The 24,173-nt window shown below is 56.2% G+C and carries 24 protein-coding genes and 1 pseudogene; 9 read left to right on the top strand and 16 right to left on the bottom strand.

Annotation, left to right across the window (positions count from 1 at the left end):
- Nucleotides 1–7: 7 nt before the first annotated feature.
- The 6 genes from H9Q75_RS07440 to H9Q75_RS07415 all read right to left on the bottom strand — a co-directional run bounded on the left by H9Q75_RS07440 (nucleotide 8) and on the right by H9Q75_RS07415 (nucleotide 8,035).
- Complete coding sequence (locus H9Q75_RS07440) at nucleotides 8–2,266, bottom strand: glycogen/starch/alpha-glucan phosphorylase (protein ID WP_186565703.1); 2,259 nt, start codon at nucleotides 2,264–2,266, stop codon at nucleotides 8–10.
- The gene (gene malQ / locus H9Q75_RS07435; protein WP_186565701.1) at nucleotides 2,263–3,771 is read right to left on the bottom strand and encodes a 4-alpha-glucanotransferase; all 1,509 of its coding nucleotides are present in this window, start codon (nucleotides 3,769–3,771) and stop codon (nucleotides 2,263–2,265) included. The genes H9Q75_RS07440 and malQ overlap by 4 nt, the downstream gene beginning before the upstream one ends.
- A 27-nt stretch (nucleotides 3,772–3,798) precedes the next feature.
- Nucleotides 3,799–4,809 carry a LacI family DNA-binding transcriptional regulator gene (locus H9Q75_RS07430; protein WP_186565699.1) on the bottom strand — a complete coding sequence of 337 codons (1,011 nt, stop codon included), beginning with the start codon at nucleotides 4,807–4,809 and terminating at the stop codon, nucleotides 3,799–3,801.
- A gap of 27 nt (nucleotides 4,810–4,836) precedes the next feature.
- Complete coding sequence (locus H9Q75_RS07425; protein ID WP_186565697.1) at nucleotides 4,837–5,679, bottom strand: carbohydrate ABC transporter permease; 843 nt, start codon at nucleotides 5,677–5,679, stop codon at nucleotides 4,837–4,839.
- Nucleotides 5,679–6,530 (bottom strand): carbohydrate ABC transporter permease, encoded by an 852-nt coding sequence (locus H9Q75_RS07420; protein WP_186565695.1) that lies wholly within the window; start codon nucleotides 6,528–6,530, stop codon nucleotides 5,679–5,681. Before H9Q75_RS07420 ends, H9Q75_RS07425 begins: the two co-directional genes overlap by 1 nt.
- A gap of 146 nt (nucleotides 6,531–6,676) precedes the next feature.
- On the bottom strand, nucleotides 6,677–8,035 hold the full coding sequence (locus H9Q75_RS07415) for an ABC transporter substrate-binding protein (protein WP_186565693.1): 1,359 nt from the start codon (nucleotides 8,033–8,035) through the stop codon (nucleotides 6,677–6,679).
- A gap of 340 nt (nucleotides 8,036–8,375) precedes the next feature.
- Here H9Q75_RS07415 and H9Q75_RS12575 point away from each other — a divergent pair, with 340 nt between their 5' ends.
- Nucleotides 8,376–8,759 (top strand): hypothetical protein, encoded by a 384-nt coding sequence (locus H9Q75_RS12575; RefSeq protein WP_207720803.1) that lies wholly within the window; start codon nucleotides 8,376–8,378, stop codon nucleotides 8,757–8,759.
- Between the two features lie 22 nt (nucleotides 8,760–8,781).
- Complete coding sequence (locus tag H9Q75_RS07405; protein WP_186565689.1) at nucleotides 8,782–9,213, top strand: serine integrase family protein; 432 nt, start codon at nucleotides 8,782–8,784, stop codon at nucleotides 9,211–9,213.
- Nucleotides 9,214–9,252: 39 nt separating this feature from the next.
- On the opposite strand, the gene H9Q75_RS07400 is transcribed toward H9Q75_RS07405, so the two are convergent.
- From H9Q75_RS07400 to H9Q75_RS07385, 4 genes and pseudogenes are all read right to left on the bottom strand, one after another.
- On the bottom strand, nucleotides 9,253–9,399 hold the full coding sequence (locus tag H9Q75_RS07400; protein ID WP_186565687.1) for a hypothetical protein: 147 nt from the start codon (nucleotides 9,397–9,399) through the stop codon (nucleotides 9,253–9,255).
- Between the two features lie 414 nt (nucleotides 9,400–9,813).
- Complete coding sequence (locus H9Q75_RS07395) at nucleotides 9,814–10,461, bottom strand: vWA domain-containing protein (RefSeq protein ID WP_186565685.1); 648 nt, start codon at nucleotides 10,459–10,461, stop codon at nucleotides 9,814–9,816.
- Nucleotides 10,462–10,548: 87 nt separating this feature from the next.
- Nucleotides 10,549–10,899, bottom strand: a complete 351-nt coding sequence (locus H9Q75_RS07390) for a DUF2200 domain-containing protein (protein WP_186565683.1) — start codon at nucleotides 10,897–10,899, stop codon at nucleotides 10,549–10,551.
- Between the two features lie 5 nt (nucleotides 10,900–10,904).
- Nucleotides 10,905–11,901: pseudogene (locus H9Q75_RS07385) on the bottom strand (O-acetyl-ADP-ribose deacetylase).
- Nucleotides 11,902–12,272: 371 nt separating this feature from the next.
- On the opposite strand from H9Q75_RS07385, the gene H9Q75_RS07380 reads away from it, so the two are divergent.
- Complete coding sequence (locus H9Q75_RS07380) at nucleotides 12,273–12,914, top strand: hypothetical protein (protein ID WP_186565681.1); 642 nt, start codon at nucleotides 12,273–12,275, stop codon at nucleotides 12,912–12,914.
- Nucleotides 12,915–13,275: 361 nt separating this feature from the next.
- On the opposite strand, the gene H9Q75_RS07375 is transcribed toward H9Q75_RS07380, so the two are convergent.
- A complete protein-coding gene (locus tag H9Q75_RS07375; protein WP_335342166.1) occupies nucleotides 13,276–13,614 on the bottom strand; it encodes a helix-turn-helix domain-containing protein in 339 nt (112 codons plus the stop codon).
- A gap of 125 nt (nucleotides 13,615–13,739) precedes the next feature.
- Between H9Q75_RS07375 and H9Q75_RS07370 the strand changes: the two genes are divergently transcribed.
- The gene (locus H9Q75_RS07370; RefSeq protein ID WP_186565679.1) at nucleotides 13,740–14,102 is read left to right on the top strand and encodes a hypothetical protein; all 363 of its coding nucleotides are present in this window, start codon (nucleotides 13,740–13,742) and stop codon (nucleotides 14,100–14,102) included.
- A gap of 574 nt (nucleotides 14,103–14,676) precedes the next feature.
- Here the strand turns inward: H9Q75_RS07370 and H9Q75_RS12965 are convergent.
- The 3 genes from H9Q75_RS12965 to rplM all read right to left on the bottom strand — a co-directional run bounded on the left by H9Q75_RS12965 (nucleotide 14,677) and on the right by rplM (nucleotide 16,716).
- Entirely contained in the window at nucleotides 14,677–14,874 is a 198-nt protein-coding gene (locus tag H9Q75_RS12965; RefSeq protein ID WP_423788637.1) for a helix-turn-helix domain-containing protein, read from the bottom strand.
- A 987-nt stretch (nucleotides 14,875–15,861) separates the two neighbouring features.
- Nucleotides 15,862–16,266, bottom strand: coding sequence for a 30S ribosomal protein S9 (gene rpsI / locus H9Q75_RS07365; RefSeq protein ID WP_186565677.1), 405 nt, complete (start codon nucleotides 16,264–16,266; stop codon nucleotides 15,862–15,864).
- 18 nt (nucleotides 16,267–16,284) lie between these two features.
- Complete coding sequence (rplM, locus tag H9Q75_RS07360) at nucleotides 16,285–16,716, bottom strand: 50S ribosomal protein L13 (protein ID WP_186565675.1); 432 nt, start codon at nucleotides 16,714–16,716, stop codon at nucleotides 16,285–16,287.
- A gap of 223 nt (nucleotides 16,717–16,939) precedes the next feature.
- On the opposite strand from rplM, the gene H9Q75_RS07355 reads away from it, so the two are divergent.
- The 4 genes from H9Q75_RS07355 to H9Q75_RS07340 all read left to right on the top strand — a co-directional run bounded on the left by H9Q75_RS07355 (nucleotide 16,940) and on the right by H9Q75_RS07340 (nucleotide 20,091).
- Nucleotides 16,940–17,698 (top strand): tRNA lysidine(34) synthetase, encoded by a 759-nt coding sequence (locus tag H9Q75_RS07355; protein ID WP_186565673.1) that lies wholly within the window; start codon nucleotides 16,940–16,942, stop codon nucleotides 17,696–17,698.
- Between the two features lie 396 nt (nucleotides 17,699–18,094).
- Entirely contained in the window at nucleotides 18,095–18,634 is a 540-nt protein-coding gene (locus H9Q75_RS07350) for a helix-turn-helix domain-containing protein (RefSeq protein WP_186565671.1), read from the top strand.
- Complete coding sequence (locus H9Q75_RS07345) at nucleotides 18,622–19,140, top strand: hypothetical protein (RefSeq protein WP_186565669.1); 519 nt, start codon at nucleotides 18,622–18,624, stop codon at nucleotides 19,138–19,140. The genes H9Q75_RS07350 and H9Q75_RS07345 overlap by 13 nt, the downstream gene beginning before the upstream one ends.
- A 129-nt stretch (nucleotides 19,141–19,269) precedes the next feature.
- Nucleotides 19,270–20,091: a 4Fe-4S binding protein gene (locus H9Q75_RS07340; protein ID WP_186565667.1), complete on the top strand. Its 822-nt coding sequence runs from the start codon at nucleotides 19,270–19,272 to the stop codon at nucleotides 20,089–20,091.
- A 51-nt stretch (nucleotides 20,092–20,142) separates the two neighbouring features.
- Here the strand turns inward: H9Q75_RS07340 and htpG are convergent, their stop codons facing one another.
- Nucleotides 20,143–22,065 (bottom strand): molecular chaperone HtpG, encoded by a 1,923-nt coding sequence (htpG, locus tag H9Q75_RS07335; protein ID WP_186565665.1) that lies wholly within the window; start codon nucleotides 22,063–22,065, stop codon nucleotides 20,143–20,145.
- A gap of 129 nt (nucleotides 22,066–22,194) precedes the next feature.
- The gene (locus H9Q75_RS07330; RefSeq protein ID WP_186565663.1) at nucleotides 22,195–23,211 is read right to left on the bottom strand and encodes a hypothetical protein; all 1,017 of its coding nucleotides are present in this window, start codon (nucleotides 23,209–23,211) and stop codon (nucleotides 22,195–22,197) included.
- A 156-nt stretch (nucleotides 23,212–23,367) separates the two neighbouring features.
- Between H9Q75_RS07330 and H9Q75_RS07325 the strand changes: the two genes are divergently transcribed.
- Nucleotides 23,368–24,147, top strand: coding sequence for a TIGR00282 family metallophosphoesterase (locus H9Q75_RS07325; RefSeq protein WP_186565661.1), 780 nt, complete (start codon nucleotides 23,368–23,370; stop codon nucleotides 24,145–24,147).
- Nucleotides 24,148–24,173: the final 26 nt, after the last annotated feature.

The raw sequence follows: 24,173 nt of genomic DNA, 5'->3' as shown, positions 1-24,173 counted from the left end.
ATGGCACTCATTTCAAATGCCAGATGTCCCGGTCATATTCCGCGATAGTGCGGTCAGAGGAGAAGAAGCCGGAGCGGGCAACGTTGAATAGCATTCGGCGGCTCCAGGCAGTCCGATCTTCATAATCGGCCAGGCACCGCTCCTTCACCGCAATGTAGTCCTCCAGATCCAACAACGCCATAAAATAGTCCTTGGCGATAAAATCCTTATAGAGCCGGCTTAGGCTATCTGCATCACCGATGGCAAGCAATTCCGGGCTGAGAATGAAATCCATCAGTCGCTCCAACTCCGGCTTCTGCCAGTAATCACTGCTGCGATAGGCATCCTTTTGGTAGAGGGAGATGACCTCGTCGGCGGATCGGCCGAACAAGTAAATGTTTCCCTTTCCCACCAGCCGGGAGATCTCCACATTGGCCCCGTCAAGGGTACCCAGGGTGACGGCGCCGTTTGCCATCAGTTTCATATTGCCGGTGCCACTGGCCTCCTTGGAGGCAAGAGAGATCTGCTCTGAGATGTCGCATGCCGGGACCAGCCGCTCGGCAGCAGAGACGTTGTAGTTCTCCACCATCACCAGCTTCAGCCAGGGGGAAACCTGTGGGTCCTGTTCGATCAGCTTGCTCAGGCACAGGAGCAGATGGATGGTGTCCTTGGCCAGGGTGTAGGCCGGGGCCGCCTTAGCGCCAAATACCATGGTCACCGGTCGGGGCGGGATGTGTCCCTCCTTGATTTGAAGATACTTCCAAATAGTATACAGTGCGTTCATCTGCTGCCGCTTATACTGGTGCAGCCGCTTGATTTGTATATCCAATATGCTGTGGGGATCAATGGCGGTTCCCTGCCCGGCCAGCCATAGGGCAAGCGCGGACTTGTTTTCCTCTTTGACAGCGAGTAGTTTCTCCAGGAAAGCGCTGTCATCCTTATAGTCCAGCAATCCTTCCAGATGCTTGGCATCCTGTTTCCAGTCAGGACCAATAGCCTGCGTGATCAGGCCGGCCAAAGAGGGGTTGCAGCCCATCAGCCACCGGCGGAAGGTGATGCCGTTGGTCTTGTTATTGAATTTCTCCGGATACAGAACATAGAAGGGGTGGAGTTCAGTGTTTTTCAGGATATCTGTGTGCAGTTCCGCCACGCCGTTGACCTTCGCGCTGCTGTGGATGTCCATGCGGGCCATATGGATCACATCCTGTTCATCCCAGATAACCGTATCCGGATCGTCACAGCGCTGCCGCGCCCGCTGATCCAGCGCGCGAATGAAGGGGATCAGCTGCGGAGCGACCTGTTCCAAGTAGGCGGCGGGCCACTTTTCCAGGGCTTCTGCCAGAATGGTATGGTTGGTGTAGGCACAGGTGCGCTCCACCAGATCCATGGCATGCTCCAGCTCCACGCCCCGTCCAGTCAGCAGGCGGAGCAGTTCAGGGATCACCATGGAAGGATGGGTGTCGTTGATGTGGACCACGGCATATTTGTCCAGTTCCAGCAGAGAATGCCCACGCTCCTCCAACTCCCGCAGGATCAGCTGAGCACCGGCTGAGACCATAAAATACTGCTGATAGAGCCGCAGCAGACGGCCGGCCTCATCGCTGTCATCAGGATATAAGAAGGAAGTTAGATGGCCGGCAATATCGGTTTTATCGAATCGGATGCCATCTGTTGGTGCTCCTGCCGGATGCTCCACGTCAAAAAGATGCAGCCGGTTGCACATACCGTTCTCATAGCCGGGGATCTCCAGGTCGTACTGTTTGGCCATCAAGGAGAACCCGCCAAAGTCCACTTGGTAGGAGAAGCCTGTATCCAGCAGCCAGGACTCCGGGGCAATCCATGGATCTGGTTCCTCCGTCTGACGTCCGGTGGTCAGCCGCTGGTGGAAAAGACCGTAGTGATAGTTGAGGCCCACGCCGTCCCCATTGAGGCCCAGGGAGGCGATGGAATCCAGGAAACAGGCGGCCAGCCGGCCCAGGCCACCGTTTCCCAAAGAGGGCTCCGGCTCCTGATCTTCAATCTGAGCCAGGGAACGGCCGTGGGCGGCCAGTAACGTTTCCACTTCTTCCAACAGCCCAAGGTTGATCAAATTGGCACGGAGCAGACGCCCCACCAAAAATTCCGCAGAGAAGTAATACAGTTTGCGTTCTCCCGGAGCATGGGGCATGGGCTTTTGCAGTTCCCGCACCGCAGCGGTCAGGGCATACATCAGTTCCTGATCGGAACAGGTGTCCAAACGGATGCCGCGGTGCGTCAAAAGTGTCTCCAAATTTGTCTGAATGCTCATCCCGTTTCTCCCTTCCCGCCCTGAGGCAGCCGTTCATAGAGTTCCATCTGCCGCCGGAGCCGCAGGGCCAGTTCGGGACTGTCAAACCCGGCCCGTGCGCGCCACCTCCAGTTGTTTCCTATGGTGGAAGGGATGTTCATCCGTCCATCGCTCCCAAGCCCCAGCAGGTCCTGCATCTGCACGATAGCGCAATTTGCTGTGCTGGCCCAAATCGCACGCATCATCCCCCAGTTTTCTCCTTCCGCCTTATCCAAGTGGAGATACTCACGGGCAAAGGCTGTATCCGCCGGATCAGCTTCGGCCAGCCAGCCCAAGGCGGTATCGTTGTCGTGTGTGCCCACATATGCAACACAGTTTTGCGGATAGTTGTGCGGCTGGTACACTCTGCCGCTGCCGTCCCGACTGTCAAAGGCGAATTCAAGCACTTTCATGCCCGGGAAGCCAGTGTCATCCAACAGCTTGTAGACTGAAGGGGTGAGGAATCCGAGATCTTCCGCGATGATCGGCTGCTTTCCGATCGCGCCTTCCAGCGCGTAGAAAAAATCCAGTCCCGGACCGGGCATCCAGCATCCAGTCTGCGCGGTTTCCGCATCAGCTGGGATCGCATAGTAGGACTCAAATCCCCGGAAATGGTCGATGCGGACCACATCGTATAGCTGAAACTGAAAAGAAATGCGGCGTATCCACCATTGATAGCCATCTGCTTTCATCCTGTTCCAGTCGAACAGGGGATTCCCCCACCGCTGGCCATCGGCTGAAAAACCATCTGGCGGACAGCCGGCCACGGCAGCACAGTGCAGGTTGCCATCCATTTGGAACTGTTCCGGGTGAGCCCATACATCAGCACTATCCTCCGCAACATAGATAGGGAGGTCTCCTATGATGGAGATACCCTGCTCCTTTGCCTGCTGTTTCAAGCGGCTCCATTGCGAAAAGAACAGATATTGGACGCCTTTCCAAAACCAGACCGCCTCATCCAGCTCCCGAGCTGCTTCGGCCAGCGCAGACGGCTCCCGCCGCCGCAGGGGATCGGGCCAGCGACTCCAGGGGGCCCCGTTAAAGCGTCCCTTCAGAGCCATAAACAACGCATAGTTCTCCAGCCACTCTGCTTCTCTCTCGCAGAAGAGTGTCAGTTCATCAGGCCGACCACCCCGCAGCCGCTGAACGGCTTTCTCCAAAACAGAGAAGCGGTTTTGATACAAGAGACCATAGTCTACCCGAAGAGGGTCATCTCCCCAGTCTTTCTGTTGATATTCTTCAGGCTTGAGCAGCCCATCGGCACAAAGGTCGTCCAGATCTATGAGATACGGGTTGCCGGCAAATGTGGAGAAAGACTGATAGGGGGAGTCGCCGAAACTGGTAGGGCCGATTGGGAGCACCTGCCAATAAGACTGTCCCGCCTGAACTAAGAAATCCAGGAACTTTCGAGCCTCTCCCCCCAGTGTGCCCACTCCCCACGGGGATGGCAGGGAGGTGATCGCCATTAAAATTCCAGCCTGTCGCATAGGCATATATCCTTTCTACATGGGAAACTACTGCCCCGGGGGACAGACGCTTTCCTGCTCCAGCAGTTCATGGGGGATAAAGTCGTGAACCGGCGGGGCAGACCTTTGAATACTGTCCAAAAGCGCCTGTACCCCCCGCTGGGCGAGCTGCGCTGTGTCCTGCCGGATGGTGGTCAGTCTTGGGACAGAATAGCGGCTGAACGCGGTGCCGTCGTACCCGACGACGGAAATATCTTCTGGGACCCGTAGCCCAAGATCCCGAATCGCCCGAACCGCCCCCAGTGCAATTACATCACCTAACGCATAGAGCGCCGTAAGATCAGGGGCGCGCTCCAGCAGCCGTCTTGCGCCCTGATATCCATCTTCCATCGAGTACCGGCACGGCTCGTGTATCTGTTCCAAATCACATGGAAGCCCGTGGCGCTCCATAGCCTGCTGCACCCCTAACAGCCGCTTGGCGCTGATCTGTGTACTGGAGCGGTTGCCGCCGAGTACGTAAATGCGTCGATGGCCGCGTTGGTACAGGTAGTCGATCACCTGCTCAGCAGCGTTTACGTCATGCGTTGTGAAACTTGACAGGTTTTTGAATCCAAGGTTCCGGGCGTTGTTCGTCAGCAGGACAGCGGGCACGGTGATGCCGGAGAATTCCTCTTTGAAGTATTCCAAATCGCCGCCGAGAAAAAGGAATCCCTTGGGGTGGCGAAGCTGAGTAAGCTGCAGGGCATACTGCACTTCATCCGCGTCCTCGTCCAGGTAGGCCGCATAGACATCCTCGCCGCTGCTCTGCAGCAGGGATTGTACCTGTTCCAAAATATCAGCGAACAGCAGGTTTTGTGTTCCTTTGACCAGAACAGCGATTGCAGACAGCGTCTGCATTTTCAGATGCTTTGCATTGGCGTTTGGTTGAAACCCGTATTCCTCTACGACCGCAAGCACTTTCTCTTTTGCTTTTTCACTTACGTCCGGATGGTTGTTGAGTACCCTGGACACAGTGCCCAGACTATATCCGGAGAGCCGGGCAATATCTCTGATCGTCATGTTGAATCACGAACCTTTTGGAAAGTATTATCCTTTCACCGCGCCCGCTACCACTCCTTTGATGATATACTTCTGCGCGAAGAGATAGATCACGATAATAGGAAGGATGGCGAGCATGATGCAGGCCATCATAGGCCCCATTTCCACGCGGCCATAGCTGCCCTTAAAGAACTGGATCAGCATGGAGATGGTACGGTAGTCCTGAATATCCAGAATCAGGGTGGGAAGCAGGTAGTCGTTCCAGATCCACATGGCCTCCAGGATCGCCACGGAGATCATGGTGGGGCGCAATAGGGGAAACACAATATAGAAGTAAGTCTGGATGGGGTTGCAACCATCTATCATGGAAGCCTCCTCCATGTCGATCGGCACGCTTCGCATAAACCCACAGAACATAAACACCGCCAGGCCTGCGCCAAAACCCAGATAGATGACCCACAGTACCCACGGCGTGTCCAAATGCAATGTGTCCGCCATATTTGACAGAGTAAACATGACCATCTGGAACGGTACCACCATGGAGAATGCACACAACAAATAAAGGATTCTGGTGAACAGGTTGTTTACCCTTGTGATGTACCATGCGAACATGGAGCAGAACAGCAAAATGGCTAACACGGAAGAAACTGTAATAAATGTGGTATAGAAGAAACTGGACAGGAACCCCTGGGCATTGATCGCGTTCTCATAATTTGCGAGGCCAGCGAAGGTCTCCGCATTGGGCAATTCAAAGGCGGTACCTGTACTGATAGCGCTCTCCACCTTCAAGGAGTTTGTAAGCACCATGAAGATGGGATACATATAGATGACGCAGACAATGGTCATCACGATGCTCCAAATTCGGTTGGACAGTTTCATTCTCTGATTCATTACTGCTGTACCTCCCTCTTTCGGGTCATCCGCAACTGGATCAGGGCGATGGCCACTACGATCACGCAGAAGATGACCGCCTTGGCCTGACCGATCCCACGCCACTGGGGTCCAGACCGGCCATAGAAGGTATAATAGATGTTGTATGCCAGCAGTTCGCTTTGGTGGGCAGGCTGGCCGCCGGTGAGGGCCATGTTCTGATCAAAAAGTTTGAAACTGTTGGTAATCGTCAGGAACAGGCAGATGGTGATGGAAGGCATGAGCATGGGGAGCTTTACTTTCCAGAAGGTCTGCCAGCGAGAGGCACCGTCGATCTCCGCGGCCTCGATCAAGGTGTCAGGCACGCTTTGGAGCCCCGCCACGTAAATGATCATCATATAGCCAATCTGCTGCCAGCACATGAGGATCACCAGGCCCCAAAAGCCTGCCGTAGCGTCTAACTGTAGCAGGGGCCTCTCCAGCAGGCTGAGTACACAGTTCAGCAGGATCTGCCAGATGTAGCCCAGCACGATGCCGCCAATCAGGTTTGGCATGAAGAATACGGTGCGAAAGACGTTGGTCCCCCGGATCGCGCGCGTGAGGATCAGGGCTACTGCAAGGCCCCCTACGTTAATGGCCACAGTGCTTACTACCACAAAAGCGCAGTTATACCAGAACGCATGGGTAAAGGTGGTGTCGCTGATTGCGCGGGTAAAATTGGAAATGCCAATGAAGGTGGCATCTTTCACCGTGGTGAACTGACAGAATGCCAGGTAAGCTCCCTGGATAAACGGAATGATGAAACCAATGATAAAGGCGACAAGTGTAGGCAGCACAAATATCGGCCAATATTTGCGGATGGCTTTATCCAAAACCAATCCCCCCTTTGGTGTAATAGCGTTGAATGATCGCCCTTAAAATAATTGTGACGGGGCTCTTTTTTAAAAAACCGGGGCCGCCGGAGTCCATTCCGGCGGCCCCGGAAGGCCATTCGACACGTTCTGACAGGAATTTTCTATTAGCCGTTGGCCAGGGCGTACTCGCTTGCCCAGCCGTCCACGAAGGCAGAGACCACGGCGTCCCAGTTGGTGTCGGTCTGGTCAGCGGCGTAGACAGCCAGAGCGGAACCGACCATATTCTTCCACTCCTCAGAGGGCATGGTGGTGAAGTTCCAGCTGATGGGGGTCTTGCCGTCGGCGGTCATCTGGGCGTCCAGAGCTACGAAGGGGTTGCTGGACTCGGGAGCGGCTTTGAAGGGGATGGCGAAAGCCATACCGTCCTCGCCGGAGGGCATGGCGCCGGTACCGCCGGTGATAGCCTGCAGAGCGGTCTCGTCCGTGACGCACCAGTACATGAAGTCCAGCGTGGCCTGGATGTTCTCCTCAGGGGCGTTCTTGTTGACACACCAGTAGTTCTCAGAGCCGGTGCACAGGCCCTGGTTGGCCTCGTCGCCCACGCCAAAGTAGATGGGGATCATAGTCACCTCATCCTCGCTAAGCTTGCCCTCGCCCACCACGTTAGTGTACTCCCAGGAGCCATTCTGATAGAACACAGCCTGACCGGAGACAAAATCATTCAGAGCATCATTGGCGGTCTTGGCGGTAAGCTCAGCGGGGTCGCAGGTCGCGTTGTTGATGTATAGATCCCAGATGTTGCGGTAGTTGTCCAGGTAGGTGCCCTCGATGGCGTCGGTGGCATTGATGCCCTTGTCCTGGTACTCGAAGTAGATGGGCAGGTTGGCCAGGTGGGTCTTGAAACGCCAGTCGGAGGAGCTGTCCATACCGGCGGAGGTAAAGGCGGAGAAGCCCAGTTCGTCCCTGCGGGCGGTGATGTCCTCGGCCACGGTCTTCAGGTCATCAAAGGACTGGATGTCCTCCACGGTGTAGCCGGCCTGCTCCAGCAGAGTCTGGTTGACAATGATGCCGTAGGACTCGATGACGTAGGCGATGCCGGCCACCTCACCCCCGTTCATCAGGGCGTAGTCTGTGCTGGTCAGTTCTCCGTAGAGATCAGAGCCGGACAGGTCATAGCAGTAGTCCTTCCAGCTGTTTAGGCCCACAGGGCCGTTGACCTGGAACATGGTGGGGGCGTCGTCCTTGGCCATCTCGCTGGTTAGCATGGTCTCATAGGTGCCGGAGGCGGCGGTGACCACCTTGACGGGCACGCCGGTCTCCTCGGTGTAGATCTGGGCCAGCTCCTGCCACTGAGCATCCTGCTCAGGTTTGAAGTTCAGGTAGTAAACGGAGCCATTGGCCGCGGTTCCCGGGTCACTGCCCCCGGGATCAGAACTGCCGGACGGATCAGAGGGTGTGCCGCAACCAGCCAACAGAGACAGCGACAGTGCGGCGGCGAGTCCTAATGCAAGAAACTTCTTCATTACCTTGACCTCCTAAATAATTGTCTGTTCTTGGATGCTCTGTTGGAAACGTTTCTGGAAACGTTTCCAATCTTGACATACTCAATTATACATATATCTGTGCGAAATAGCAATAGAAAAGTTGCTACGCGATTATAATTTGGACAAAAAGGCAAAACGGTATATTCGATTTTGTGAAAAGCGACAGAATTTAAACTTACACACTTCTTGAAATTTATTAAATTGAGTCTGCAAATAAAAAGTCAATAGGGAGATGAAGAAAAATTGAGGAGGGGAAAAAGACATAGCAAAAGCGGCCAGCGGGTAGAGAGCGCTGGCCGGATGGGAAAATATGTAACCGATGGAGTTATTGCTGAGGCAGGATAATAGTTGCTTTGGAGAAGGCATTCCAATCCAGGCATTGCCCGCAGTGGTCGCAGTAAGGCTGGTATTCCCGTTCCATAGTCCGTCCGCACTGAGGGCAGACACGGAAACCAGTAAGGTCATGAAGGAAGTGAAAGCAGCGGATCTGCATCACCGGCATGGGCTTGCGGAAGGACATCTCCCTCCAAATGGTCGAGGGGAGCAGCAGGTCATTGGGCGTCAGGTCAAACCCGACACAGAGTTTTTCCAAGGTCAGGATCGTTGGGGCGGTTTTGCCTCTGGCAATATCGCCAAAATATCTGGAACTGAGGGCACATCGTTCCGAGGCGGCTTCATAGCTGAGCTTGCGAGCATCGCATAATCTGAGGACGGAGGAGGATAGATTGTCTAAAAACATCTTAATCTCTCTCTTTCTGTCATACCGAGAGAAATTTGCCGATGATCCCAATTTGAAGTTGGTTGACTTATATATTGACATTACTGGGAGAAAGGAAATAGCTCATCGGCCGGAGATGCTCCGCCTTTTACGAGACTGCACCTTAGGCAAGATCGACTGCATAGCGACGCAGACTCAGGCATATCTGGCGGCAAACACTCAGGAATTCTGCTATCTCATCAAATTCGTTTTTAGCATGACTCCTGAAATAGAAATCATAACTGAAGATGAGAACTACAGCTTCGACACACTTATCAACATAGACCAACAAAGGCAGGCTCTGCTGAAGATGGCGAATGACTATGTCGGATTGAAGCCGGCGGCATATGAAGCTTGGAAATCTGCCATAGTTGATGGAATGAACAAACTGTTAGATTGAAAGAACGGGAAAAGAAGGGTTTAGTAAAGGCCTTTACAATTACCCCATCTCGTCTCCTTGCTCATTCAGCCAGTCTTCTATGAGTTGCTCTTTCATAAGGTATTTCCTGACTAAAAGATGGAATGTATCATCAAGCTGGCTCAAAATATAGGCTCTAACTTCAGTATCGATTTCCTCTTGATTCATGTTCTGAGATCCGAAATAGAGTCCGACAATAGGTTCACGTGTGCCGTAATCCTCAACACTTAGAGAAATAGCTCTAAAAAATAGCAATCATTATTTCCTGTCGCTTTTTCATTCTTTGAACATTCAGCAATGATCTCAACAGAACTCTCAGCAAAGTGAGGGCCCTGTATAACATACCGTTTGGCGTAAATCGGTGCGTCTATTCCTTCGATTCGGTAAGGTACCATAGCTATCCTCCTCAATGCAATTTCTCAACAGTGATCAATCAACTCTCTACCCACTCATTGTAATTTATAGGGACCGTTAAAGCAAGTGTATTATCCATTAAATGGAGTACAAAAAGACGGACTACCTATAGATTTACAAAAAAAGCCTGCGTCACAAAAGTAACGCAGGCCCGTCTTGACTGATTGCTCACTTACCACGATTCCGGTAATCCTTCTCGATTTCCGCCTTCCAATCTGCTCCCAGCGGGGCGCTGGCACGCACGGAGGAAGCGGCACGGCTCACCGCCTCGTAGTTGAGGCGAGTGCCCTGGCTGTCGCTATGGTAGTTCACGGCTCGTTCAGGAGCAATTCCCAGACGGCCGGCTATCTCCACCGCGTCAATGTTGGCCCCAAGAAAGAGGAACTCCCACCCATATTTCTTCTGCTGATGGCAGATCATCTCCCGTACTTGGTACACAGAATAGCGGCGGCTGGCATTCTCCATGCCGTCTGTGGTGATGACGAACAGCGTGTGCTCAGGTATGTCTTCGCTCCGCGCGTACTTGTGGATGTTCCTGATGTGCTGGATGGCCCCGCCGAGCGCGTCCAGCAGTGCCGTGCAGCCCCGGACCCAATAATCCCGTCCAGTTATGGGCGCAACTTCCTGAATCGGTATACGGTCATGGAGTACTACCGCCCGGTCATCAAAGAGGATCGTGGAGACAAATGCCTCGCCCGACTCCCGCTTCTGCTTTTCCAGCATGGAATTGAAGCCGCCGATGGTGTCTTCCTCCAGTCCCTGCATGGAACCGCTACGGTCCAGGATGAATACCAGTTCCGTCAGATCTTTTTTCATGATAAAACCCCCTAAACTGTACTTGGCTGGCTTGTGAATACAGTATAGAGGGCTTCTCTTACCTTTTGGTCGCCTTGCAGGCGACAATTACATCCGCAGGATCTGCTCCATGGTCTTCCCTTTGGCCAGTTCGTCCACCAACTTGTCGAGGTATCGAATCTCCCGCATCAACGGGTCCTGGATCTCCTCCACCCGAACACCGCACACTTTGCCGGTGATCAGGGCACGGTCAGGATTCATAGTTGGGGCATTTCGGAAGAAATCACCGTAGGTGATGTCGGACAGCTCCAGCTGGGCGATGTCTTCGCTGGTATAACCGGTGAGCCAGCCAGTGACCTGATCCACTTCTTCCCGTGTGCGGCCCTTTTTCACAGCCTTGGCCACCAGAAGAGGATACAGCTTGGCGAAGAGCATTTCCGTCACATCCATCCTGGGCATTCAGGTCAACCTCCCAGCAGGCTCTGGTCGAAGGCGAACAGGGCCTCATTGATTTCAAAGATGTTGTAGTTCCGATGGGCGATGAAGTACTCCACAATGATGTCAAATTTACTGGCATGGGAGAAGGCAAATCCCGCCTTCTGGAGCATCTCCCGGGCCTCCTCCAAGGGCAACTCTAAAGCGACAGCAAAAGGCCATGGCGGTAGGCTTGGATGGCTTGTAGTGGATGTCTGAGCGGATTTTGGAGAATAAACGCCGGTCTACATTCGCGCGTTTGTAGCACTCCGCATCAGTGAGTCCTGCCTCGTCGATTTTCCGCAGGAGCATCTGGGAGAAGCTCTCATCCACCATTTCCAAAGCTTCATTCAGACTGCTGGGGGTGGCCGCCGGCGCCGACTCGGCCTCTGGCATAGGAGCAGACGCCAGAATCCGGAACCGCCGACGCCGTTGCTCCACATCGCTGTCCGTGTGTTCTTCTACATAGCGGTCATCAATATAGGCGGCAATATCTGAAAAGAGTTTACCGCCGATGGTATACGCAGCCTTGTCAAAGATCACCAGGTATACCGTCATGTCGTGTTGGAGCAGAAAATCCCCAATCGTGTCCACCGCTACTTTCAGGGCCTGATCCTTAGGATAGCCAAACACCCCGGAGGATATCAGGGGGAATGCCACAGTCTCGCATCTGTGTTCCAAGGCCAGTTCCAGAGATGAACGATAGGCGGAGGCAAGCAGATCTCGTTCTCCGTAGCTGCCACCCTCCCAGACAGGGCCCACGGTATGGATCACGAATTTGGCGGGTAGACGGTATCCCTTGGTGATCTTGGCTTGCCCCGTCTTACAGCCGTGAAGCGTGCGGCACTCTGCCATCAGCTCCGGCCCGGCGGCCTGGTGGATGGCGCCGTCTACGCCGCTACCGCCCAACAGAGTCTCGTTGGCGGCGTTTACAATGGCATCCACCCGCATTTTCGTGATGTCGTTTCGGACGATTTGAAGCGGCATAAGGCACCTCCCATAGTTTGATAAGAATATCATAACATAGTGTGAGTCGTCATGACAACAGCACAGTGGCTCAATACTTGGGATTTCCCTTTTTCAATCGCAGAAGATAACATGGCAGTTTCCTCTTATGCTTCGATGTAGCCCTCATAAAAAACTTATTTGAATCCATCGATTTGGCTACCAGAAGGCTTAAGGAGTTGTCGCTGATCCTGGAGGGTCATCATATGGCAAGAAAAACTCGTTGACTCTAATTAAACCAGCAGTTCAATGACAGCGAGGTGAGTAAGCGGTATGATGAACACATCAAAGGACCGTTTCCAGCGAAACTTTAGACTGGATTTATTTTGACGAGATCAAAGGAGGTATGAACTATGAATATGAAAGACGCTTTTCGCTTCCAGAATAAACTCAAAGATCTGATGGTCGAAGCCACTGAGATCCTTCAAGATCGGCGGAACATCGTCAAGGTCAAGACCACGCACCTGAGGAGCAAGGTCATGGGTGATGCCCAAGACGCGGTGGTGGAGGAAGTCGCTCCCAGTGAGTACGCTGGCCATGCAAACGAAGTGGCTGCCTTCCTCATGTCCATCCTGGAAGAACGGGAGAAACTGTGTCGAGCCATCCATACCGCCAAGGGCGGACTGGATCTGGATATGGACAGCGAGGTGGGCCTGAATCGGCAACGCCAGGAGTTGGCTGAAGTCTTCCGTCATATGACCACGCTCCGTAACAGTGAAAAGACAATCGCCGGTGGGGGCTCTGGCTTCCGGTTTAACGGTGAGGGCAATCAGGTCTCCTACCGCTGCGATGCCACGCAGGTCACCACTATTGACTTCGATCGGAATAAGATCCGGGGAATGGCAACGGCTCTGAGCAAAAAGGCAGATGAGATCTCCATGTCCCTTGACAAGTGCCTGGTCAATACCGAGGTCGCATATGAACCGCCCTTTGACATGAACGATAGCTTTGAGGTGATCCTCAGCGATTACATTGAGAAGGCTACGGTTGCTTGACCTCTACGCCACACCTTCCGGTGTGGTGGGCGTGGCAGAGTGGATAGGCAGTGATGATCGGTTCAGGCGCAGATGAATTATGAGGCTGCGCAACCCCCGCGATACAAAGGACTGCATCTGATGAATGCAAAATGAGCTCATAACTCATGATGATTGGATCGTCAGGCGCCTCCTTCTACGTTCGCCGTAAAGCCGCCATTCTACAACACATTCGTTGTCAAACGCAGAATTCAACCTTACGCCCACCTGTTGCCAGATAAAATGGCATGATAATCTATATTTCAAGTCGCTGGCTCAACCTTGGGTAGGCAGCGGTCCAGTTTGGCCGGGGCAAGCCCGTGGAGAGCAAGCGGACAAGGGTCTAAGCGGTTTTGAAATTCTGCCACGCCCACTGTGCCGGAAATAATCCCAGTATAAAATGACCTGAGCAGCAGGCGGAAGCCTGCTGCTCAAACGGAACAATATGAGAAGTGGAGATGATGATCTCATTCATCGGGACCTGGAGCAAGGCACTCAGCGCGTAGAGGTTATCTACACTGGGCAGGCTCTGCCCCCGCTGCCATTTGTAGATGGCCTGTGGCTCCTCGAATCCGAAATACTGCTGGAGATCTCGGACCGTCAGGCCACGGTCTTTTCGAAGTCGGCAGATATTTGCTCCGGTAGCCACAGGATCGATCACAGGAAACCGAATCACGGACATATGGATCGCCTCCATTCAGTAGGATGATTTCCGCCGCAGCGGAATATTAAAATATAACCGATATACTCTGGAATAGCAAGCGATCCTCTGCATTTGTAATGAGATTGTCATAAAGGAGAGCACTATTGGGAGATACACTTTTCTACCAGCACATTGACAGGCTATCTCTGTTCTATAACTATTTCGCATTCCTGGACACGAATGCTTATCTGGCTGATCAGCTTTTCATCAAGCATCAGGTGCGGGTGCACTTCCGCGAGGAATATGTACGGGGTGACTCTCCGTACCGTGTGATCTTCTGCCATGTGCGGAAACGGGATCGGGCGAGGTTCCAGGTAGCGCTGGAAGAGTTGCCGAAAAAGATGATGTTGCTGGGCTATATAGACTATTTGGATGTATGCCGTGCGCTTTGGGGCGAATGTCAACAGCAGAGAAAAGAGGAGGCGAATTCCCGTGAAACAGTTGATACCATTGGACAAGCGCAGTAAGAAGGCCAAACGGGAATATCACGCAAAACAGCGAGGATCTTGGAACGGAGTCAATCCTGTCACCCGGATCGTTCAGAGTAGAAAGGCCTATGACAGAGCAAGAGTTAAACAATCGGATCGCCGAGATTCTGGAATCGACTAAAGCGGAGAATGGCTGCGGGCGTCGTACCGGCCGCCAATACCGACGTTCACAGAGTATCAGGCATTCAGATCGCCTTCTGTTTCTCATTCAGCACAGCGGTTACGCGCCGAATATGGGTTATATAATAGGGGACTATGAGAGAATAACGACCTTGCTCCACTCGGGACTGCACATTCAGTATATGAAGTCCAGCAACCGGCAGCAGTATCTGAAGCGGAAAGGGAATCGAAAAGTCCGGAAATATCGCTGTCTACCAAAGAAAGGGAACCAGTATCGTAAGGTATTTGACTACTGGTGGGAACTCTTTTGAACTACGAAGAGGCGACGGCTCAGTAATTAAGTATCGAGCAGGTGCCGTTTTGCATTCTGGAATTCAGCACTTAATCGACGTGACTATCCAGCCGTTCCAACAACACTTGTATCCTTAGTTCTTCATCTTGACTTGGTGACTGGTCTTGGTGACTTCTCGATGCGTTGCAGATACTTTTCCAAGTGAGCAATAGAAAACTGTACTTTCCCGCCCGGGCATCGTTGATAGTATCCTATCAATCTTCTGGCGCGCAGTTCATCCAGCTTTCGAACTGTAATGCCAAGCATAGCGGCAGCCTCACTTCGGGAGTATAATTCCATGGTGTTCACATCCTTCTTTGCAGAAAATTGCCCCTCATTATAACAGTAGAAAACAGAGGGTAAAGTTCACCCCCCATAGCACAACAAAGCCTCAAATTCGCGGTTTGTACCGGACTATAAATTACCTGACTGGCACAAGGACAACGGGCCGAGAGTGAAATGTTCCAGAGCCAATCTCCTTTACATTTGCTGTATCTTGTCTTCGAGCAATGGTAGAGCGCCATATCGTCTTATGCTTACCCTGCCTCTGGAATATCGAAAGTAGAGTCCCATCCCTTGGCTGCGCTCCTTCAACCGGCTATGGGAGGTCTACAACCGGCAAGTGGGGGACATCATCGAAATGGAAAGGCAAGTAAAAAGCTACTCGTTGTCCTTCTCGCAGAATCGCTCCAAATCGGGCGGGTGGAGAAAGACCCCGTTAAGCTGCAAGTGGTCTATGGCCTGGGAGCAGATGCTGGCAGGGCCTCCCTTGATCTTTTGAAATATGAGCTGCTGAAAGCAGAACAAGTTTTTCATCGAGCAAACGCACTTCCAACAGGCGGACAGCCTGCACGGAAGTGCGTTTGCTTTTTCACACATAACGGCCAATGCTTCGGTTCAAACACACGAGATTTTATCACTTGACCTTGTGGAAAAGATATCACAACACAACATGAAACGGTTTGATAATCAATTCTATCTCTCAAAAGCCGGAATTCCACATTTCAATTTTTTCATAACATTTTGAAGCCTTTTCGTAACTGGAGCAGAAGTGCGCAAATTGCCTCGAAAAGTTCTGAAAATCGAAAATCTCTGTAACCTCATTTGTAACCTCAAACGGGTCCGTAACCTCAAAATGGCCCCAAATATTGTGTCTAAAATTCATCTAAACCACTATATATAGCAACGGAGTTCCAGGCACAAATAGACATACCGGAATCCATGCTATCAACTTTTAGAAAAGAAAAACCCCGGAAAACCGAAGTTTTCCGGGGAAAAAGCAACTTTTTAACGCTTGGAGAACTGGGGCGCACGTCTTGCCGCTTTCAGACCGTACTTCTTGCGCTCCTTCATACGGGGGTCGCGGGTCAGGAAGCCGGCGGCCTTCAGGGGGGCGCGGAACTCGGGGTTGACCTCCAGCAGGGCGCGGGAGAGGCCGTGGCGGATGGCGCCGGCCTGGCCGGTCACGCCGCCGCCGGTGACGGTGGCCACAATGTCCACCTTGCCGGTGAGGCCAGTGGTCTCCAGAGGCTGACGAACCAGCAGCTTCAGGGTCTCCAGACCGAAGTAGTCGTCAATATCACGGCCGTTGATGGTGATGGAGCCGGTGCCGTTGGGGAAGAGATGCACCCGGGCCACGGAGGACTTGCGGCGGCCGGTGCCGTACAGATAAGGCTTCTTGCTCTTATACATCAGTTTCGTACCTCCTGCTTAGTTGGCCGCCCAGGCTTCGGGCTTCTGGGCGGTGTGGGGATGCTCAGCGCCGCGGTAGATGTGCAGGCGGGTCAGAGCGGTCCGGGAAAGGTCGTTCTTGGGCAGCATGCCGCGCACGGCCAGCTGCATGGCCAGCTCGGGCTTCTGCTGCATCAGCAGGCGGTACTTGGTCTCCTTGAGGCCGCCCACCCAGCCGGAATGACGGCGGTAGTACTTCTGCTCCAGCTTCTTGCCGGTCAGAATGGCCTTCTCGGCGTTGACGATCACGACACTGTCGCCGCAGTCGGCGTGGGGAGTGAACTCGGGCTTATGCTTGCCCCGCAGCAGCACGGCGGCGGCGGCAGCGGTCTTGCCCAGGGGCTTGCCCGCCGCATCGAGGATATACCACTTGCGGACGATGTTCCCCTTGTTGGCCATAAAAGTGGACATGGTGAAACCTCCAATTTCGCTTTCTATCTTGAAAAAATGTTAAAACACAACAGGTGCCCCAATCTGGACGATTGGAGCGTTTTGTATTATAATACGGCCAGATTCGGGTGTCAACACGTTTTTTGAGTTTTTTAATTTAGAAAAAGGAAAGCTTTTGTTTTCTCTTGTTTTCTCTGAAAATCTCCTGAATACTCGGTTTTAATTTTCATTTTTTGAGGTGCCTATGAATAAGATATTGAGCTACGCCCGCCGCTGCGTGGAGGATTACGACATGATTCAGGAGGGGGACTGCATCGCCGTGGGGGTGTCCGGCGGCAAGGATTCCCTGGTGCTGCTGACCGCCATGGCCAGGCTGAGCGCCTTCTATCCCAAGCGTTTTACCGTGGAGGCGATCACCCTGGACATGGGCCATGTGGATGGGGGAGAGGGGATGGATTTCCGGGGCGTGGCGGACTACTGCCGGGAATTGGGGGTGCCCTATACCCTGCTCAGCTCGGAGATCCACCATATTATCTTCGACCTGCGCAGGGAGAAGAACCCCTGCTCCATGTGCGCGAAAATGCGCCGGGGGGCACTTCACAATGCCCTGGCGGAGCGGGGCATTACAAAAATCGCCCTGGGCCACCACTTTGACGACGCCGTGGAGACCTTTTTCCTCTCCCTCTTTTATGAGGGGCGGCTGAGCTGTTTTCAGCCTGTGACCTATCTGGACCGCACGGGGATCACCCAGATCCGCCCCCTGCTCTACTGCGGGGAGGGGATGATCCGCAATGCCGCCCAGCGCAATCGCTTGCCCGTGGTGTTCAACCCCTGTCCGGCGGATGGCAACACCAAGCGGCAGGAGATCAAGGAGCTGATCCGGTCGCTGGACCAGCAGTACCCCGGCCTGAAAAGCCGGGTGCTGGGGGCCATGCAGCACCTGCCCCTGCCCGAGTGGGGGCCCCGGGAGCACAGGAGGCTGCCCCTGCCCGAGGAGGAATAAGCTGGTCACACCGGACCGGGGCCGGCAGGACGGCCTGTTCCAATTCGGCCGGGAGGTGGTTGGGCAGGCAGAGGCTGGAGTCCTTTCCCAGAGGAAGGGCCCCGGAGGAGGCGAGCAGCCGGGAGAAACAGCCGGGGTATTGGTGAGCACTACGCACAGATATTTCATCGGGCAGACATCCTTTTTTGAAGCGTGCCCTGCAAGACTCCATTACCATACCGACCCGGCGGACGGTTGGCAAGCCCCTGCCCCCCCGACTGTCCGGAAAGCCCTGAAAAACGGGGACTTTCCTAACAGTCGAGGGGCAAAATGCCCCCAAAGGCTTGCTATTTTGCCCGGCCCGCCGTATGGTGGAGACGGCCCTGCAAGGCAATCCGCGAACAAGGAAGGATCAACATGGAAAGCAAAAAGACGTTCGGCGCGTACATCTGCCGTCGGAGAAAGGAGCTGGGACTCACCCAGCGGGAATTTGCCGACAAGCTCTATGTCACCGAGTCGGCGGTGTCCAAGTGGGAACGAGGGCTGTCCTACCCGGACATCACCCTGATTCGGGACATCTGTGCCATTCTGCAGGTCAGTGAGCACGAGCTGCTCACCGCCAGCAAGGATGTGGAGACCCGCAACGCCGAGACCCTGGCGAAAAAATACCTGCAGCTGCTGCGCAACGTGCGCCTGATGCAGTATATTTTATATGGGGGGACGGCGGCCATCTGCCTGATCTGCAACCTGGCGGTGGACCACACCCTGTCCTGGTTCTGGGTGGTGCTGGCCGGGGAGCTGCTGGGGGCCTCCCTCACCCTGCTCCCCGTGCTGGTCCCCCGGCACAAGGTCCTGTGGACCATGGGGGGCTTCACCACCGCCCTGGAGCTGCTTTTGCTGGTGAGCTGCCTGTACTCCGGGGGGGGGGGGGAGACTGGTTCCTCTTGGTCGGGGTGAGCGTGGCCTTCGGCCTGGGGGCGGTGTTCCTGCCCTTTGCATTACGGGTGCTGCCCGAGCCCCTGTGCCGGCACAAGGCGGTTTTTTGCCTGGGGATCGAGACCGGGCTGCTGGTCCTGTTGCTGTGGCTGGCGGCCCGCTGGAGCGGGGCGGGCTGGTTCCCGCTGCCCGTGCTGCCCGGCGTGCTCTACGGCGCGGCCTTCGCGTGGGGCATGGCCCTGCTGATCCGCTATGCCCGGCTCAGCGGCTGGCTGCGGGCGGCCCTCTGCCTGGGGCTGGGGGTGGCGCTGATGCTTACGGTCAACGCCCTCCTGGACCGGCTGGCGGGCCCCGCCGTGCCGGGGCGGGTCCACGGCCTGGGCTTCCGGTTCGATTTTTCCAACTGGGCCGATCCGTGGGTGCTCAATGAAAACGTGAATACCATCGTCACCCTGGCCCTGGGCGGGGCGGGTCTGGCCTGCCTGGCGGCGGGGCTGGCGGTGTCCCTGCGGCGGCGGAGGAAGTGAAGTTCCCGGCGGGCGTTGCGTTCTGATAAGGGCCATGGTATCATATTGTCGGAAGGATGGCCGCAAAGCGGCTGATCGGTACGGCAACGAACGGCTTCGCCGGGCCCTCCGGCGGGAAAGGAGCGGACCATGGAGATCACACAGGTTTGCGGCGTGTATTGGAGCGCCACCGGGAACACCCGCAGGACCGTGGAGAACATCGCCCAGGCCCTGGCGGAGGCGATGGGCTGCCCCTGCCGGCTGGAGGACATCACGCCGCCGGGCAAGCGGGCGCGGACCCTGGATTTCGCCCCGGGGGAGCTGGCGGTGGTGGGCAGTCCCACCTACGCGGGCAAGCTGCCCAACAAAATTCTGCCTGAATTTCAGACCAAGCTGCGGGGGAACGGTGCCCTGGCGGTGGGGGTGGTCACCTTCGGCAACCGCAGCTTTGACAACTCCCTGGCGGAGCTGTGCGCCGTGCTGGAGGCTGGGGGCTTCTGCACTGTGGCCGCCGGCGCGTTTGTGGGCCGGCACGCCTTTACGGACAAACTGGCCGATGGCCGGCCCGACTGGGGGGATCGGCGGGAGATGGCGGACTTTGCCAAGCGGACGGCGGAGAAGGTGAAGGGGCTGACGGAGCTCCCCGGCCCTGTGACTGTGCCCGGGGACGCGGCGGCCCCCTATTACGTCCCCAAGGGGACGGACGGCCAGCCCGCCAAATTCCTCAAGGCCAAGCCCAGGACCCGGCCGGACCGCTGCTGCAACTGCGGCGTGTGCGCCCGGGTGTGCCCCATGGGGGCCATCGACCGGGACGACGTGTCCAGCGTGCCCGGCACCTGCATCAAGTGCCAGGCCTGCATCCGGCGGTGCACCCGCCAGGCCAAGTATTTTGAAGACCCGGCCTTCCTCTCCCATGTGGCCATGCTGGAGCAGAGCTTCGCCCACCCCAAACAAAACCAGGTCTTTCTGTAAGACAAAAAGCCGCGCCCGGAAAGCACTCCGGGCGCGGTCTTGTTTGTTTTTTTATTTCATCAGGGAGCACACCAGCTCGGTGTAGGCGGCGGGGTCCTCCAGAGGCAGGCCGGCAATGAGCAGGGCCTGGCTGTACAGCAGCTCGGCGTACTTTTTGGCCAGCTCCTTGTCGTTCTCCATGGCGTCCCGCAGGGCGGCGAAGGCCCCGGAGTCGGGGTTGAGCTCCAGCACCCGCTGGGCCTTCATCTGGCCGGCAGCCTCCGGCTCCATGCGCTGGAAGTACTTCTCCATCTCCAGGGAGATGGGGCCGTCGGTGGTCATGCACACCGCCCCGCTCTTGAGCAGCTTGGACAGCCGGGCCGCGTGGATCTTGTCCCCCAGGGTCTCCTGGACAAAGTCCAGCACGTCCTTGTTTTCCTCGGTCTTCTTTTCCAGGGCCGCTTTGGCCTCGTCGGTCTCGGGGAGGGCGTCCTCGTCATTGATGGATTTAAAGGACTTGCCGTCTGCCTCGCCCAAGGCGTTGATGACGAACTCGTCGGGCTCCTCGGTGAGGCAGAGGATCTCATAGCCCTGGTCCAGAATGCGCTCCGCCTGGGGCAGCTTGGACAGCTTGGCCGCGTCCTCTCCGCAGGCGTAGTAGATATACTTCTGCGCCTGGGGCATGCGTCCGGTGTACTCGGCCAGGGTGGTCAGCTTGTCCTCCTTGGTGGACCAGAAGAGCAGCAGGTCCTTCAGCAGGTCCTTGTGGGCGCCGTAGTCGGACACCACGCCCACCTTCAGCTGCAGGCCGAAGGCCTTCCAGAACTGCTCGTACTTGGGCCGGTCCTCCTTCTGGATGCGCAGCAGCTCGGCCTTGATCTTCTTCTCCAGGTTGGCGGCGATGACCTTCAGCTGCCGGGTGTGCTGCAGCACCTCGCGGCTGATGTTCAGGGAAAAGTCAGAGGAATCCACCACGCCCTTAACAAAGCGGAAATGCTCTGGCAGCAGATCGGCGCACTTGTCCATGATCATCACGCCGGAGGAGTAGAGCTGCAGGCCCTTCTGGTAGTCCCGGGTGTGGAAGTCAAAGGGGGCGTGGGCGGGGAGATAGAGCAGGGCCTTGTACTCCACCGCACCCTCGGCGGAGATGTGGATGACGCTCAGCGGGTCCTCCCAGTCGCCGTACTTCTCCTTGTAGAAGTCGTTGTATTCCTCGCTCTTGACCTCGCTCTTGGGCCGCTGCCAGAGGGGCACCATGGAGTTGAGGGTGGCCCACTCCTTCACGGTCTCGTACTCGGGCTTGTAGTCCTCCCCCGCGTCGGCCGGGCGCTCCTTCATGTGGGTGCGCTCCACCTCCATGCGGATGGGATAGTGGATATAGTCGGAATACTTCTTCACCAGCCGCTCCAGGGTGGCGGTGCGCAGGTACTGGCTGTAGTCCTCCTCGTCGGCGTCGGGCTTGATGGACATGACGATTTCCGTGCCCACCTCCGCCTTCTCACAGGGGGTGATGGTGTACCCGTCCGCACCGGAGGATTCCCAGCGCCAGGCCTCGTCGCTGCCGTAGGCCCTGGAGGTGACGGTCAGCCTGTCGGCCACCATGAAGGCGGAGTAGAAGCCAACGCCGAACTGGCCGATGATGTCCAGGTCGTTTTCGCCCACGCCCTCGGCCTGGGCCATGTCTTTCTTGAACTGGAGGGAGCCGCTCTTGGCGATGGTGCCCAGGTTGGTCTCCAGCTCCTCCTTGGTCATGCCCACGCCGTTGTCCCGCACGGTGAGAGTGCGCCCGGCCTCGTCGGGGATCAGGGTGATGGCCAGCTTGGAGCGGTCGAAGCTGCCGTCCCCGTCGGTCAGGGCCTTATAGGCCAGCTTGTCGATGGCGTCGCTGGCGTTGGAGATGATCTCCCGCAGGAAAATCTCCTTATGGGTGTAGATGGAGTTGATCATCAGGTCCAGGATGCGCTTGGATTCGGTTTTAAACTGCTTTTTTGCCATGGTATGGGCCTCCTATATAAAAATCATTTGTAAAAACAATAGCGTTAGCACTCAAAAGTTTTGAGTGCTAACGCTATTATGATACTTCGTATGGGAATTTTCAAGGGGGTTCAAGAAATGTTTACAAATTTATCCCCCGCGCCCGGCGGCCTCCACCGCCGCCCGGAGCTCGGCAGGGTCCACCTCCTCGCCCCAGTGGTCTGTGATGTAGTCGATGATATCGTCCCCGAAGGCGATGCCCACCGGCTCGTCATCCAGAGTTACCAGATAGACGTTCTGCCAGTCCAGGGCGTGGACGCGCAGCTGGCTGTCCACATAGGCGCCCCCGGCGATCCGGTTGGGGGCCAGCTCCGGCGGGTCGGTGCGGAAAGCGGCGTTCATGCGGAAGGCCACGGCCCCCTTGCCCGACTCCTTGGTGGTGCCCAGCACACCGAGGAACTCCGTCAGCTCCCAGGAGACATAGCCCGTCTCCTTCAAATGCTCCAGCCGGCTGTCGTAGTAGCCGTCCACCATGTCCCGGTACTTCTCATAATAGGTTTCGTTGATGACGGTATCGCTGTCGCAGCTGGTGCGGAGAAGCTGGTAGAGGGTCTCGTCCTCCAGATGAACCCTGCCGTTGGGCAGATTGGCTCCGCCAAAGACCTCTACCACATTTTCCTCCAGACCGGCCCAGAGATAGAGCGCGTCCACATCGGAATAGACATCCTGCCCCTTGGGAGCCAGGTAGCAATCCAGGGACCACACCACATCGGTGTCCGAGCCATTGAGGGTGAGGTCGGGGTGGTCCATCGGGTGGGACGCTGCGGCCCGGATGAGGGCGGCCAGCTCGTCCGCCTCTGGGGGTGCACTGGAACCGTACCAGCTCACGGAACCGATGTCCTCCCCTTCCAGCTCGGCCAGCAGCTCCAGCAGAAAGTCATCGGCGGTGTCCCGGTGCGAGCGGATGTGCCAGTCCTCCCCGTCCCGCTCCACCTGGGGGGAGAAGGCCTCGTTGATCCGGTCAAGCTCCTCCTGGGTGAGGACGCGGGGGGCGTCCTCCGGGAGCGGGGTGGTCTGCACCGGGGGTGGGGCCTCCCGGGTACAGGCGGAGAGAGAGAATGCCAGCGCCAGGGCGCACAGCACGCCTAGCAGGCCTGTTCTGCGCATGAAAAAGACCTCTTTTCAGCCATAGTATACCAGAAGGGCCGGAAACAAGGGGTTGCAGAGCGGTAAAGATGCGGAGGCAAAGAGTGACAGAAGGTTACGATTGCCCTTTTGAAGAAAATCGCATATAATAAAACCCGTGAAAGAGAGGGAACTGCCATGATTTTGAACGTGCTGGCCGTGGGCGACGTAGTGGGCGACGCCGGGGTGGAGTATCTGGACCGCCACCTGCGGGCATTAAAAAAGCTCAAGGACATCCATTTTGCCGTGGTCAACGGGGAGAACGCCTCGGGCGTGGGGATCCTGCCCCGGCAGGCCAGGGCGATTTTCGACGCCGGCGCCGACGTGATCACCCTGGGCAACCACACCTGGAACCGCATCCAGATCGCGGATTTCCTGGAGGACAACCGGGATATCCTACGCCCGGCCAATTACACCAGCCGGGTGCCCGGCCGCGGCTGGGGGGTGTACGACGGCCCCAACGGCCTGCGCATCGGCGTCATCAACCTCATCGGCCGGTGTGAGATGGACAGCAATTTTGACAATCCCTTTACCGTGGCCAGCCGGATCCTGCGGGACATGGACGCGGATGTGGTGCTGGTGGATTTCCACGCCGAGGCCACCAGCGAGAAGGGGGCCATGGCCTACTACCTAGACGGGCGGGCTCAGGCGCTCTGGGGCACCCACACCCATGTGCCAACGGCGGACGCCCAGGTGCTGGAAAAGGGGCTGGGCTTTATCACCGACCTGGGCATGACCGGGCCGGTGCGCTCCGTGCTGGGGATTAAGCCGGAGCAGGCCATCAACCGCTTCCTGGGCGGCCTGCCCCAGCGGTTTGAGCCCGCCCCCGGTCCCTGCAAGCTGGAGAGTGTGGTATTCTCCATTGACACCGACCGGCGGCGCTGCGTCGGCGTGGAGCGGGTGGATCTGGGGGAGTGACCCGCCGTCTCCCCAAGGGGAGCCAA

Origin of the sequence: Lawsonibacter celer (assembly GCF_014281125.1) — a bacterium.
Lineage (GTDB): Bacteria > Bacillota > Clostridia > Oscillospirales > Oscillospiraceae > Lawsonibacter_B > Lawsonibacter_B celer.
Note: the sequence above shows the minus strand (reverse complement) of the source record. Positions and strands in the feature narration are given on the sequence as shown.

Excerpts from the sequence above, each read along its gene's own strand:
- H9Q75_RS07395 (WP_186565685.1), bottom strand. The coding sequence starts at position 10,461 with ATGAAAAAAGATCTGACGGAACTGGTATTCATCCTGGACCGTAGCGGT.
- H9Q75_RS07340 (WP_186565667.1), top strand. The coding sequence starts at position 19,270 with ATGGAGATCACACAGGTTTGCGGCGTGTATTGGAGCGCCACCGGGAAC.
- malQ (WP_186565701.1), bottom strand. The coding sequence starts at position 3,771 with ATGCGACAGGCTGGAATTTTAATGGCGATCACCTCCCTGCCATCCCCG.
- H9Q75_RS07375 (WP_335342166.1), bottom strand. The coding sequence starts at position 13,614 with ATGTCCGTGATTCGGTTTCCTGTGATCGATCCTGTGGCTACCGGAGCA.
- H9Q75_RS07330 (WP_186565663.1), bottom strand. The coding sequence starts at position 23,211 with ATGCGCAGAACAGGCCTGCTAGGCGTGCTGTGCGCCCTGGCGCTGGCA.
- H9Q75_RS12965 (WP_423788637.1), bottom strand. The coding sequence starts at position 14,874 with ATGGAATTATACTCCCGAAGTGAGGCTGCCGCTATGCTTGGCATTACA.
- htpG (WP_186565665.1), bottom strand. The coding sequence starts at position 22,065 with ATGGCAAAAAAGCAGTTTAAAACCGAATCCAAGCGCATCCTGGACCTG.
- H9Q75_RS07430 (WP_186565699.1), bottom strand. The coding sequence starts at position 4,809 with ATGACGATCAGAGATATTGCCCGGCTCTCCGGATATAGTCTGGGCACT.
- H9Q75_RS07440 (WP_186565703.1), bottom strand. The coding sequence starts at position 2,266 with ATGAGCATTCAGACAAATTTGGAGACACTTTTGACGCACCGCGGCATC.
- rplM (WP_186565675.1), bottom strand. The coding sequence starts at position 16,716 with ATGTCCACTTTTATGGCCAACAAGGGGAACATCGTCCGCAAGTGGTAT.
- H9Q75_RS07350 (WP_186565671.1), top strand. The coding sequence starts at position 18,095 with ATGGAAAGCAAAAAGACGTTCGGCGCGTACATCTGCCGTCGGAGAAAG.
- H9Q75_RS07425 (WP_186565697.1), bottom strand. The coding sequence starts at position 5,679 with ATGAATCAGAGAATGAAACTGTCCAACCGAATTTGGAGCATCGTGATG.
- rpsI (WP_186565677.1), bottom strand. The coding sequence starts at position 16,266 with ATGTATAAGAGCAAGAAGCCTTATCTGTACGGCACCGGCCGCCGCAAG.
- H9Q75_RS12575 (WP_207720803.1), top strand. The coding sequence starts at position 8,376 with ATGGAGTTATTGCTGAGGCAGGATAATAGTTGCTTTGGAGAAGGCATT.
- H9Q75_RS07400 (WP_186565687.1), bottom strand. The coding sequence starts at position 9,399 with ATGAATCAAGAGGAAATCGATACTGAAGTTAGAGCCTATATTTTGAGC.
- H9Q75_RS07325 (WP_186565661.1), top strand. The coding sequence starts at position 23,368 with ATGATTTTGAACGTGCTGGCCGTGGGCGACGTAGTGGGCGACGCCGGG.
- H9Q75_RS07355 (WP_186565673.1), top strand. The coding sequence starts at position 16,940 with ATGAATAAGATATTGAGCTACGCCCGCCGCTGCGTGGAGGATTACGAC.
- H9Q75_RS07380 (WP_186565681.1), top strand. The coding sequence starts at position 12,273 with ATGAATATGAAAGACGCTTTTCGCTTCCAGAATAAACTCAAAGATCTG.
- H9Q75_RS07415 (WP_186565693.1), bottom strand. The coding sequence starts at position 8,035 with ATGAAGAAGTTTCTTGCATTAGGACTCGCCGCCGCACTGTCGCTGTCT.
- H9Q75_RS07390 (WP_186565683.1), bottom strand. The coding sequence starts at position 10,899 with ATGCCCAGGATGGATGTGACGGAAATGCTCTTCGCCAAGCTGTATCCT.